The organism is Rhodonellum psychrophilum GCM71 = DSM 17998, from assembly GCF_000381545.1.
Classification (GTDB): Bacteria; Bacteroidota; Bacteroidia; order Cytophagales; family Cyclobacteriaceae; genus Rhodonellum; species Rhodonellum psychrophilum.
The window spans coordinates 35,164-48,638 of sequence record NZ_KB906677.1; the positions used below are offsets into that span (position 1 = coordinate 35,164).

Annotated in this window: 7 protein-coding genes; 3 read left to right on the plus strand and 4 right to left on the minus strand. The window is 44.0% G+C overall.

Annotation, left to right across the window (positions count from 1 at the left end):
* Positions 1–212: 212 nt before the first annotated feature.
* The 4 genes from tamL to F824_RS0109390 all read right to left on the minus strand — a co-directional run bounded on the left by tamL (position 213) and on the right by F824_RS0109390 (position 9,902).
* Entirely contained in the window at positions 213–2,504 is a 2,292-nt protein-coding gene (gene tamL / locus F824_RS0109375; RefSeq protein ID WP_026333609.1) for a translocation and assembly module lipoprotein TamL, read from the minus strand.
* The gene (locus F824_RS0109380) at positions 2,494–7,536 is read right to left on the minus strand and encodes a translocation/assembly module TamB (protein WP_019597625.1); all 5,043 of its coding nucleotides are present in this window, start codon (positions 7,534–7,536) and stop codon (positions 2,494–2,496) included. Before F824_RS0109380 ends, tamL begins: the two co-directional genes overlap by 11 nt.
* A gap of 168 nt (positions 7,537–7,704) precedes the next feature.
* The gene (locus F824_RS0109385; protein WP_019597626.1) at positions 7,705–9,219 is read right to left on the minus strand and encodes a catalase; all 1,515 of its coding nucleotides are present in this window, start codon (positions 9,217–9,219) and stop codon (positions 7,705–7,707) included.
* Positions 9,220–9,323: 104 nt separating this feature from the next.
* Entirely contained in the window at positions 9,324–9,902 is a 579-nt protein-coding gene (locus F824_RS0109390; RefSeq protein WP_019597627.1) for a DJ-1/PfpI family protein, read from the minus strand.
* 253 nt (positions 9,903–10,155) lie between these two features.
* Here F824_RS0109390 and miaB point away from each other — a divergent pair, with 253 nt between their 5' ends.
* From miaB to lptE, 3 genes are read left to right on the plus strand one after another with little or no spacing between them, the layout of a single operon-like run.
* A complete protein-coding gene (gene miaB, locus F824_RS0109395; protein ID WP_019597628.1) occupies positions 10,156–11,616 on the plus strand; it encodes a tRNA (N6-isopentenyl adenosine(37)-C2)-methylthiotransferase MiaB in 1,461 nt (486 codons plus the stop codon).
* Between the two features lie 15 nt (positions 11,617–11,631).
* Entirely contained in the window at positions 11,632–12,915 is a 1,284-nt protein-coding gene (locus tag F824_RS0109400; RefSeq protein ID WP_019597629.1) for a sigma-54 interaction domain-containing protein, read from the plus strand.
* Complete coding sequence (lptE, locus tag F824_RS0109405) at positions 12,902–13,447, plus strand: LPS assembly lipoprotein LptE (protein ID WP_019597630.1); 546 nt, start codon at positions 12,902–12,904, stop codon at positions 13,445–13,447. Before F824_RS0109400 ends, lptE begins: the two co-directional genes overlap by 14 nt.
* Positions 13,448–13,475: the final 28 nt, after the last annotated feature.

Consider the following 13,475-nt stretch of genomic DNA (forward strand, 5'->3'; position numbering starts at 1 on the left):
AACCAAATATATCATTATCAGGAATTTACATCCTTAAATTGAATTGATAATGCAAATCCAGGTTTAAAGAAAAACGGATAGCACCGATCGGTGAAGTCAAAATTTCGAAGAACCGACTGATTCCTAAGTAATTTGAGGATCGAGTAGAAATATAAATGCATAAAAGGGGTTAAAACCCGGCATAAAACGAGTTAAAGCCCGAGAAAAACGGGTTAAAAAGGATAGCCGATGGCAAAATTGAACACCAGGTTTTCCCTTCTCCAATTTCGGTCCCGGAAATCGAAGGAATTTCCCCAGCGCTCGTTTTCGGGCAATGATGGAACCCTAAGGGGTGTGGCGAGATCAAAGCGGATCACAAAAAACTCGATATCAAACCGCAAGCCAAACCCTGTGCCTACTGCAAGTTCGTTCCACCATTTCGAGGTGAATTTACCCCCTGGAAGGGCTTCGTTTTCGTTCATCAACCAGACGTTCCCGGCATCCATAAAAAACGCCCCTTTCAATATTGACACAATCGGGAAGCGGTACTCGATATTTCCCTCCAACCTGATGTCTCCTGCCTGGTCGAAAAAAGAGCCCAAATTGAATTCTTCGGGACGGTAAGTGCCCGGACCAATGGACCTGATCCGGAATGCGCGGACGCTGTTTGGTCCCCCAGAGAAAAACTGTTTGACGAAGGGTAAGGAATTGGAATTGCCATAAGGAATCCCCACTCCTCCAAAAAGTCTGGTTGCGATGGTGTGCTTTTGATTCATCCTGAGATAATATCTAAAATCAACATCGCCCCGTGAATACTGCGCATATCTTAGACCCAAAAAAGTGTTCGGGTCTCCACCAAAAACCCTGTTGGCCAGATTAATTCCATTTCCAGCCAAATCAACTGTGCTCGCCACAAAAATCCCATGGGTCCTGAATTTGTCTGACAACTTGTTATAATTGAACGTGTAATTTATTCCCGCAATAAACTGCTGGTCAAAACTGCTGCGCAAAAAGGGATTTTTGTTCAAAATTTCCTCAAATTCATCCGATGTTCTGGACAAGTTCACCACATTGATACTGATCGGATTGATTTCATGGTAAACAAAACGGTTTGCATTCCAAAAATAACCATAGTTACCGGAGAATGTATTTAACTTGTACAAGCCTCCCCTGCTGAGATATTCGGTACCCAAGCTGATTTTGGTTTTCGGCACCGAATAGCTGAAACGTTCTTTGATTGGGATAAAAAAGACCACCCTTGGATAGATCAAGTCTGCTTTCAGGCCCAACTCAATAGAATTCAAACCCGCTCTTTCCCCACTTGAAATCTGCGTTTCGTAGCCAAATTTCCCTGTTATGTTCAGTGATTCCCCACCCAGAAAAAGATTTCTGTTGCGATAGGTAACGTTTAATGCCGGACCCGCGAAATTATTGGATTTGGATACCGCCTGAAGCTCTACCCTTACCGAGCGCTTGGTCTGCGGCGAAAGGTAAATGCTTGCTTCAAGTGATCCCTGATCTCCCCGGTTTTCCACTTCGGTGTAACGAAGGTTGACAAATCTATAATTGCCAATAGAGCTCAAACGGTTACTGGTGAGCCTTGATTTTTCTGGACTGAAATAGTCTGCGCTGTCTATCAGGATGTATTCATCCAGGAGAGCTGGCTTGAACACCACTTTCCCTTGGATAAATTCCTTTCCCTCCAGGAAAACGGTATCCAATTTTTCGCGTTCATCATCAATGGAATAGTTAGGGAAAACCTTGATTCTGTCAATTTTGTAGGGAATGATGCCGGAAGTCGGTACACTTTTCTTGAACCTGAGAAAAAGGTCAAATTTCCTTAGGGTATCGCTGATATTGGTGTCCGCCTCAAATACGAGATAATCCTGATTGAAATTATAATACCCTTTGTTCTTCAATGCTCCATCCAACCTCAAACGCTCCTCTTGAAGTGTGGCAAGATCAAACCTCATTCCTTCCTTGATCTGAGTATCCTCCAACAAAGCGATAATTTGCTTGTCAATTTCCAGAGAATCCCGGTCTATCTTAAAATTGACCAATGTATAGGGCGCTGAAATCTTCACCGTATAATCCACCTTGGCGAATTTTTCCTTTCGGGTCACATCTGAATTGGTGACGGAATAAAAAAAACCTCTGTTTTCCAAACGGTTCAAAATCAATTCTTCGGTTCTTTGTGGATCAACAGCACTAAAGTAAACCGGTTCCTGCCCCAGCTTTTTTTTCAAAAACCGATTGATAAAACCAGGCTTCTCCTTGGACCCTTTATAATGCGCCCAGAGCCCCACGTACATTCCCAATATCTTTTTGTTTGGAATGGGCCTGATCAAACCCTCTACCTCGGACTCAATTGCCTTAAGGTCGGAAACCCTTTCTTTCGTTTCCAACTTCAGTTCGGCACCTTCATAGAGAAATTCATCCTCAGGGATATATTTTTTTACACTACATCCTATAAATAGACTGTTCAAAAAAATCAAAAAGACAATATATATGTTCCTAATCTTCATTTTCCTCCTTAATTTTTTCCTTTTTGGAAGGTTTGGATTCTTTTTTTCCTTCGGAATTTTCGCGATTTTGATTTTCAATCTCCTCTATTGGATTGGTATTGTCCTTGTTCAAATCAATACCGCGCCACAATTCAGTAAATCTGTTAAACTCCCTGTTGAAAATCAGGCCAAAGCCTGTCACGATCAACTGGCCGTCAATGATACTCTCGAATTGGTTTCTCCGGAAAGCCCTGAGACGATACCTGCCATTTTCGGTCAACATGTATTCAAGGCTTATATTTCCCAAAACTGCATTTTCCTGATCCGGGCTTTGAGAACTTCCCTCAATATCCACCTGACTTCCCACCTGGACGATCAGCCGATCATCGAACAGTCTTTTCCGAGCACTCACGTTCAATTGCGTTCTGTCTTGTGGCCGACCCGATTGGTAATCCGTGAAACTGTCCAAATCAAAATCCAACTCCAGTCCACTTTTTCCAAAAACATTGCTGGAGAGTGCGTTCAGCTGCCCGGAAAGCACCTGGCTCACACTGTTCCGTGCGATCGCTGAGGTTCCTCCACCGGAGCCATCGCTTCCCGTTGTTGGGAAAAAACGGTTGAGAACCAAAAGAGAAAACACCTGTTTGTTCAATTCGTCTTCCTGGTCATTTACCTGCAAAACCCTGGAATACACATTACCACCAATGGCTCCACGCTGGTCTTCGGGCATATCCAATCTAAAGGATATTTCAGGTCTTAGCAGTGGCCCATTGACATTCAAAAACACCAAAAAAGGCAATTCTTGTAAGTATTGCGTCCTAGACCCTGCATCGGCTCCAGAAAGTTGGCTGGACATCAATTCGGAAGAGGCAGTCCTAACTGCATAAATTGCACTGATGTTGAGATCTGCATCCATCGGGTCCCCGTTCCAGGTGATCCTACTTCCCTGACCAATCTCGAACCTTTTGCTGACCAAGTTGTAAAGCGACATTTCATAATGGCCTTTGTTGATTTCATACAAACCACTGAGTGTAATCCTTCCATTCGGATTTATTTCCATATTGAGGTTGGCCTGACCGGAAACAAGGAGATTGTCCCCTGAATTTTTATCCACCACGATGTTGAATTCCGCGGCTGGATCAATATTCAACCTTGCCCGAATATCGTAGCCAACAAACCCGGAAGTGGTTTCTTCTATGGATCGCGTAAGAATGTCGTAAGGATCCTGACGGTTTACAAACACCACAATCCCGTCTCTCTCCACCAGATCCAATTGGGATTCCGGAACAATAAAAGTCAATTTCGTTCCGCTTTTTACGCCCAGAGTGGCCACAACCACTGGTAGATTGAGGTCCCCTTTTACAGTCACATCCGCATCGATAATCCCCTTGCCAAAGAAGAGATCATTGTCCTTGATGGTAGAATTTATTGCTGAAAAATTCTTGGCGTTTATCTTTAGATCAAAAGACGGATTGGTATAAGTTTCTGTGAAGACACTTCCGTCTATAGAAAATGTATTGTTTTGAGCATCCGAAAAGGTGAAATTCTTCAAATACACCCCATCGTTATCAATACGGATCGCCTCATCGGAAAGCAAAAGTTTGGAGTTCAATTGCGACAGGACAAAGCCCGCTTGGTTGAACCGGATATCCCCTGAGTAAATCGGGTCGGTGGTAGATCCACTGGCTTTGATGTTACCAGAAATATATCCAGAGCCATCTCTCACTTCATCTCCCGAAAGTCCTGCGAAGACCTCCATATTTATTTTGTTCAAATCAAGGTTAAGATCAAATGTGCCCGCTTCCTCATTTGCCTTGAAATCACCGGTGAGGTCAAGGTCGATTCCTCCATCCTTGAGTGCTAGATTGACTTCATAATCCCCCATTGTCCTGGAAGATGCATCCAGACTCAGATTCCCCAAGGCAACATCCAAGGCCTTCAAATCCGTGATTTTCAGATTCGCCAACAAACCAGTGGCACCGAAAGGATTTTCGACGATAAACTGTCCATCCATGAGACCACCTGCAACGAACTGATCGGGATTCAACAAACTGGTAAAAGTCTCCAGTCTAAACCCCTTGAAAACAAGGGCCAAATGATCGTCCTCAATTTCAGCCAAGTCATCCCTGATCTCCAGTTCCTGTTGCTCCCTGAAGAATCTGAATTCCTCAAAATGAAGGTATTTGTCAGAAAAGGCAATAAGGTTGTTTTCAGGTATTTGCCAAGCTTCCTTGTTCAGGAGCAAATCTTTTGGACTGATATGGATGCTTAGGGTATCCCCGCTAAAACCGATATCGGACGCCAAGTGCATCAATTTTTCTTCCCCATCAAAGGAATTGAAATCGAAATACAACCTGGAGTTTTCCAGCTCGCCTGTGAAATACGTCCTCCCCATGGACAAGGGGCTGGATTCCAGTGCCAAGAATCCAAATGCCAAATTCAAATCCTCTTGGTCAGATCTGACCCTTAGCCCAAGACTGTCTATTTCGACAGCGCCATATTTAATATAAGGCAAATCCAAATCAGCGTCCAGCTTGTTTTCACTTGCTTTGAAATCCACCCTTAATTTCACACTGTCCAGTTGATCCAATCCTTTCAACAATACCTGGTTCAGGATGGGCGCTTGATTGATGACCAGGTCCAAACGCATCTCAACAGTCCCGTTCACTACGGAATCTTTCTCATCCAAATACTGCCTTAAATGGCGCTGAATCGCTTCAGATAATCCTTGGGGTGAGGTATTGGATCTTAGTTTCCCATTGACCATCAAACTCTTGATATCCACACTGGTACTGTCTTCCCTGACATGCGCCACCAAATCGAGTGCTCCCAAAGGATAGGTTCTTTGGTCAATGATCACAATGGAATTCTCAAGGGAGGTTTTCACATCAAAACTGGAAGGATTTCCTTCAAATTGTGCATTGAAGCGAAAACTGCTCCGGAGATCTTGTGAAGAGAGTCCCAATTCAAAAAAATTGGCCCCTACAAGATCCAAGGTCAGGTCAATCTTGGAATTGACCGTATCGAGGTCAAGTTTTGTCAACAGTTCAAAATCCAAAAACTCTTCCTTCAACCACATTTTCACTTCCCCCACACCGGATTCGAGTTGGCCTTCCAAGGCCAAGCCGGCGTAATCCCTTCCATAAATATTCAGCTTCTCAAAGGTGGAATTCAGAGATGCATTCAGCGTACCCATCGATTCGCCCTCCGCTGAAGCCTGAATCTGGAAGGTCAAAGAACCAATCTCTGGGTTTTCTATAATCTCGCCCAATTGTAGATCTTTCACTTTCAAATCCGCCTCAAATGCGAGCTGCCCAATATCCCGGTATTTTCCATCAAGAATTATTTGGCCCAATTCAGTGTCCAGCTGGACAAAAGCCACCAGATCATCCAGTTTTCCTGAGGCATAGGCCTGAATCTCCAAATCCTCAGGCAAACGGATGCCCAGATTTTTTTCCTCGACAAATTTGGCAATTGTTTTCCTGTCGGTTTTCAGGTTCAATTTGGGGAAATCAAATCCCAACAAGTCCGTATCCATAGGATTGGTGATCTGTCCATTTGCGTTCAAAACGGTTTTGGGCCCCCATGAAAGATTGAGTTTTGGGATATCGATTTGGGAAAGATCCCCATTCGCCCTCAGGGAAAGGTCAAAGGGAAATGCCGCAAGTTTTCGGATCATTTCTTCCCTTGCCAATGTCTGATCAAAATAATAAGCATCCCGGACATCCGCCCGCAATTTATCCACCGACAAATCAAATTTGATCCGGTCGGGAAATTCAATCAACTCCTGGAGGGAGGCAAAGGACAGATCCACTTCCCCGGAAAGAATACTGCGGTTTGTCTCCAGAGACAATTCCTCAAGGTGGATTGCAGTATCCGAAGCTTTGGCTTTAAAAGAAAATCCCTTCAGCTGGAATCCTCCGCTTTCGGTGAAAACAAGCTTTCGAAGGTTTAATCCAGCTTTTTGATTTTTCAGAAAAATATTAGAGGCCGACAAATTGAATTGATCCAAGAGGATGGCTTCAGGGTTGAAATAGCCAGCCCGTACAGGCTGATCCTTGCTTTTATATTCCAGGTAGTTGTCTTCCAAATCAAACTGCCCAATTTCAATGTTCCATTCAGGCCAAGAAAATCCTGTTGGATCACCGTCCACGCGCACTGCAGCTGTGGGGGCGCCGGTCTTTTCAGAAAAATCGTGAAAAAGAATCGAGGATTGATTCAGGGCAAAGGTTTTGACGGAGATTTTTTGGGATTGAAGATCCGCCTCTGGTATCTGGAAAGTCAGCGAACCTATTTTGACGTCTGCTTTTTGGTTGTCCGGATCATTCTGATAGAGGAGTTCCACGTTTTTCATCAGGAAATTCTCCACCACCAACAGTGGCATTTGCGTTTCTTCCAAGGAATCCACCTCTGAAGGTAGAAAGGGTTTGGTTTGATGGTAATGGATTTTGCTGTCTTGGAGGGTTAGATTTTGGATATAGAATTCAAATTTTTCAAGATTCAACTGCTCTGTTTCCAATACCAATTCACCGATGATCAGGGATGCATCCATCCCGGTCACTTCATCCTGATAAATCAAGTCGAAATCTTTGAAACTTACAGGCCCTAAAGTAATGGACAGGGCATTTTCTTCTCCTTCGGGAGTATCGGAAACACTCACCCCTACTTCTTTATTCCCTTCTTTGGGAGAAAACGCTTCGATAAAAAAGTTGAAATTGAATTGCTCGGTGTTTTCATCCCTTCGTATTCTGGCCACCAATCCTTCCCATTCCAGTTTGGAAATCCTGATTTCTCCATCTTTTATCAAGGGCATAATGGCCACGCCCGATTCCAAGCTTTTGGAATACAGCAAGGTGTCTCCAACCAAATCTTCGATGTATAATCCTTCCAGATATACATTTCCCCGGAATGTCAAAAAAAGTTTTTCGATTTCAACCTTGGTTCCTGTTTTTTTTGAAACATAGGATGTTGCCTTCTCCACGATTATGCCTTGGCCCCAAGGACTTCTGATAAAAAATACCAGCGAAACCAATAGGATAAGCAGTATAGCCAAGGTTATCCCTATGATTTTTAGCAGCTTATAGAAAAATTTTTTGATAAGAGTGCGCTTTAGTGAGTGTAATCAACAAATATAACAGAATAAAGAATTTATTGATCAAAAATAAAGCCACTCTCGCTACACAAGAGTGGCCTTTTTAGGAAAAGAGAAAAGAATTAAGCCTTAATCATGAATTACATTCATGCTTTCCATCATGGCGTTTACGTCCACGCCAAGACCCTCGGCAACTCTTGACCCGAATTCATTGTCCATCCTAAACCAGTGACACAACTGTCTGTTGACAATCACCTCCCGCATAGGGCCGGAAATGCCTGACATCGCTCCTATGGTATTGTTGATCGTATTGGTTTGCTCCTCCTCTGACATGACATCCCGAAAGAGTGCCCGAGGCTGAGAGTAATGGTCATTGTCTCCGACCTTGGAGTTTCTGTCATACCAGTCTGCGATGGTGCTTTCCAATTGCTCTGAAGGCTCTCGGTAACTTTCGTCTATTTCGATATTGTCAAAGCTGTTCGGGAAATAATTCGGCTTTCTGCCTCCGTTCCCATCTATCCTCATTTGGCCATCCCTTTGATAGTTGTTGACGGCATAGGGACATCTATTCACAGGAATTTGCTCATAATTCCCTCCCAATCGGTGTCTATGCGCATCCGGGTAGGAAAGCAATCTTCCCTGAAGCATTTTATCGGGGCTATATCCGATCCCATCCACCACATGCGCCGGTGCAAAGGCAGCTTGCTCCACATCCTGGAAATAATTATCCGGATTGCGGTTCAATTCCATTACCCCAACATCGATCAAGGGAAATAGGCTATGCGGCCAAACTTTGGTCAAGTCAAAAGGATTGAATTCAACTTTTCTTGATTGCTCCTCGGTCATCAACTGAATCCGGAGGTTCCATTTTGGACAATCCCCATTCTCTATCGATTCCAACAGGTCCCTTTGGGCATAATCCATGTCCTTTGCCTTCATTGCGGAGGCCTCTGCATCAGTGAAATTCTTGATGCCTTGGGCAGTTTTAAAATGGAATTTGACAAAGGTCTTTTCGTTTTTTGAATTGATCAGCGAAAAGGTATGCGATCCATATCCGTTCATGTGTCTGTAACCATCCGGCGTACCCCGGTCACTCATCAAGATCAACACCTGATGCAAGGATTCGGGATTGAGGGACCAAAAATCCCACATCATCGTAGGGGATTTCATGTTGGTAAAAGGATCTCTTTTTTGGGTATGGATAAAATCACCGAATTTTTTGGCATCCTTCACAAAAAAAACTGGTGTATTGTTCCCCACTAAATCCCAATTTCCGTCCTCTGTGTAAAACTTCAAAGAGAAACCGCGTGGATCTCTCTCCGTATCGGCAGATCCTTTTTCACCACCGACGGTAGAAAAACGGGCAAACATCTCTGTTTTTTTTCCTACTTTATTGAAGATTTTCGCTTTGGTATATTGGGTAATGTCATGGGTGACAGTAAAAGTCCCGAAAGCGCCGGAACCCTTGGCGTGCACCACCCTTTCGGGAATTCTCTCCCTGTTGAAATGGGCCATTTTTTCGTGAAGAATATAATCTTCCAAAAGAATTGGACCTCTTGGACCCACCGTTTTCGAGTTTTCATTTTCCACATAAATCCTACCGGATGCCGTAGTGAGTTTATTGTGCTTGGTTTCGTCAGACATGGATGGCTTGTTTTGGTTGTTGTTATCAAAATTTTAAAATAAAAAGCTTTTCAGTAATGATTATCTACTAACCTTTTGATGGGGAAATTATTGTTTGCTTTGGATCAAGAAGATATTTTCAAGCCCAATATCTTGTAGAATTCCTTCAAAATAGCAGGATGTCCGGGCCATGCAGGAGAGGTGACGAGCTGACCATCTACAACCGCTTGATCGACAGGGACATTTTCCCAAATCCCACCCGCCAACGCTATATCCGGACCAATGGCGGGATAGGCCGTCAGGGTTCTCCCTTTCAAAACCCTGGCAGCTGTCAATATTTGGATCCCGTGGCAAATAGCTGCTACAGGTTTGTTTTCATCAAAAAAATGTCGGGTTATCTCGATCACCTTTTTATTCAAACGCGTGTACTCGGGAGCACGGCCCCCAGCGATGTACAATCCGTCATAATCCGCTGGATTTACGGAGTCAAAATTGACCGTAATCCCAAATCGGTGTCCCACCATTTCCTTATAGGTCTGATCCCCCACAAAATCATGTACCGCTGTTGGTACGGTTTCTCCCTTTTTGCGGTCAGGTGCTGTCGTATCCACAGCCAATCCTACCGACAACATGGCTTGAAAAGGGACCATTGCCTCATAATCCTCTACATAATCCCCCACCAACATCAATATTTTCTTGGTCATATCTTCAATAGTTTTTAATAAAAATCAAAATACTCATATTTTAAAGTTACCCATTCTTCACCAATTTCGAAAATTTTTCCTCGATATCTCAAATTTAAAAAAGGGGATGAATAGACATTCCTGAGCGTCGCCTCTGAGAATTACAATCTTGCAAGCGCCTTTGGAGTGGGGATGCCCGTGAAATATTTCCAAAATTAAGACTGTCATTATGTCCGTATTTTATTAATTTCGCTTTCTGAAAGTTTACTGATTTATGGAAAACATAATAAAAGACATTGACATCCTTACGGCAGAGGAATCACAGGCCTGTGATTTCAAAACGACAGGAGACGAAAATAACGGAAACACCAAAAAACTATACATTGAATCTTATGGCTGCCAGATGAATTTTTCTGATTCGGAAATCGTCGCATCCATTATGAAAGAAAATGGATTCGATACCACTTCCGACTTTGAACAAGCAGATGTGATTTTTTTGAATACCTGTTCGATCAGGGAAAAGGCGGAACAAACAATCCGCAAAAGGCTGAGTCAGTTCAATACCCTCAAAAAAAGCAAACCAGAGTTGACCATCGGTGTTTTGGGCTGTATGGCGGAGCGTCTGAAGGAAAAACTACTGGAGGAGGAAAAAATCGTGGATGTAGTGGCGGGACCGGATGCCTACCGTGACCTCCCCAACCTGGTTTCCATCGCAGAAGACGGAAGCAAGGGGATCAACACCTTTTTATCAAGGGAAGAAACCTATGCGGACATTTCTCCGGTACGTTTGAATTCCAATGGCGTCTCGGCCTTGATATCGATCATGCGGGGATGCGACAACATGTGTTCCTTTTGTGTGGTCCCTTTCACCAGAGGAAGAGAAAGGAGCCGCGACCCCCACTCTATTGTCAAAGAAGCTCAGGAACTCTTTGACCTGGGGTATAAGGAAGTCACCCTTTTGGGACAGAATGTGGACAGTTACAAATGGTCCGCTGAGGAAAACAACAAGGCCAGGCTAAACAAAAATGAAGACAATCTGACGCAAGTGGTGCATTTCGCTCATCTTCTTGAGATGGTGGCCCAAGTTAGCCCCCTGCTTCGGGTCAGATTTTCGACTTCCCATCCAAAGGACATCACGGACGAGGTATTGTACACCATCCAAAAATACGACAACATCTGCAAATACATCCACCTGCCGGTTCAAAGCGGAAATTCCAGGGTTTTGGAATTGATGAACAGAACCTATGACCGGGATTGGTACCTGGAAAGGGTGGCCAGCATCCGAAGGATACTGGGTGAGGAATGTGGGATTTCATCGGACATGATCGCTGGCTTTTGTTCTGAAACCGAGGAGGAGCACCAAGACACCTTGACGCTGATGGACATCGTGAAATTTGATTTTTCGTACATGTTTTTTTATTCCGAACGCCCAGGAACCCTCGCCGCCAAAAAGCTGGAAGATGATATTTCCCTGGAAGTGAAAAAAAGAAGGTTGGCCGAAATCATCGCAAAGCAAAGCGCGCTATCTCTGGAACGCAATCAACTTGATCTTGGGAAGACACAGGAAATCCTCATTGAAGGGGAATCCAAAAGGTCTTCCGAGCAATTGAAGGGGAAAAATTCCGCAAACAAAGTCGTGATCATTCCCCGGGGAAAATTCCAAAAGGGAGACTATGTGACCGTAAAGATTACGGATTGCACCCCCGCAACATTATTTGGTGAAGTCATTTCCTGAATTTAAACCGTCAACATGATCACAGCATCAGAAATCCAAAGTGTCAAATTGAGATTTGGCATCATCGGAAATAGCCCCTTGCTCAACCATGCCATCCAAGTAGCGATGCAAGCTGCTCCGACCGAAATGACCGTGTTGATCACAGGGGAAAGTGGAAGTGGAAAGGAATCATTTTCGAAAATCATCCATTCGCTGAGTGCCAGAAAACACGGCAAGTTCATCGCCATCAACTGCGGAGCCATTCCGGAAGGGACGATCGATTCCGAACTTTTTGGTCACGAAAAAGGGTCATTTACCGGTGCCCACGAAGCCCGAAAAGGATATTTTGAGGTGACGGATGGCGGCTCCATTTTTCTGGATGAAATTGGAGAGATGCCCTTGGGGACACAAGCCCGATTGCTAAGGGTTCTCGAAAATGGGGAATTCATCAAAGTAGGTTCTTCCAAGGTTTTGAAAACGGATGTTCGGGTCATTGCCGCGACAAATGTCAACCTTATCAAGGCTGTTGAAAAGGGGAAATTCAGGGAAGATCTTTATTATAGGCTGAATACAGTCCCCATTTACGTCCCCCCGCTTCGTGAAAGAGGTGAGGATATGGTCTTGCTTTTTCGGAAATTCACTTCCGATTTTTCGGAAAAATACAAGGTAAAACCGATTTCCTTGGATGAAGATGCCAAAAAACTCCTTGTCAAATTCCCTTTTCCGGGGAATATCCGTCAGTTGAAAAACCTGGCAGAACAGATCTCGTTGTTGGAGGAGGAAAGGGAAGTTAGCGCATCGACTTTAAACCGATATTTACCTTCGGTCCAAAGCCGTCTTCCTGCCACCTATACGGGGCCGGGTGGGCATGAATCCACGGATTTTTCAGAAAGGGACATTCTTTACAAGGTGCTCTTTGACATGAAAAAGGACATGAATGACCTGAAAAAACTTGTTCTGGAAAGTTACCAATCCGGTGGATTGAATTCATCCATCATCAACAAGCATCAAGGGCTTTTCGAAGACCTGGAATCACCGGTCACTTTTGAAGACAAAAAATCCAGTTCCCCGGCAGTTCACTCTCCTTTGGCCATTGACCTTCAAAAACAGAATGACCATGATGATGATTATGAGGAAGAAAGTGTAGAGGATATCTTGCATGAAGAAGATGACAACTCCCTTTCCTTGGAAAAAAAGGAAAAGGAGATGATCCTCCGGGCGCTTCGCAAGCACAACAACAAAAGAAAATACGCTGCTTACGACCTTGGAATTTCCGAAAGGACGTTATACAGAAAAATCAAACAGTATGATATTGAATAGGGTATTGAAAAAAGGCAGTTTATTGGGCATCCTGACCGGTATATTGCTGGGCTCATGCGCGATTAAATACAGCTTCACAGGAACCAACATCAACTATGAGTTGACCAAGAGTTTTTCGGTGGAGAACTTTTTCAACGATTCCGGTGGTGGCCCTGCCAACATGGGGCAGCTATTTACGGAATCGATGAAGGAGTATTACCAGCGAAACACCCAATTGGAATTGGTAAGGAACAATGGCGACCTTCAATTTGCGGGAGCCATCAGCAGGTATTCGATTACCCCACAAGCCACGGTATCCAGCCAAGACCCGAATTTGCCCGACAGGGCTGGACAAATGAGACTTACCATTTCGGTGGAAGTAGAATATCTCAATATGGCGAATGAGGAGGAAAACCTGAAAAGGACATTTTCCTTTTTCAGGGATTATGATGTAAGGACGACCTCCCTTCTCCAGGTGGAAGGAGAGCTGATTGAAGAAATCTTTGAAAACATCATTCAGGATATTTTCACGGCAACGGTTGCCAACTGGTAAAAACACCTATCTTAGAACCACTAAATCC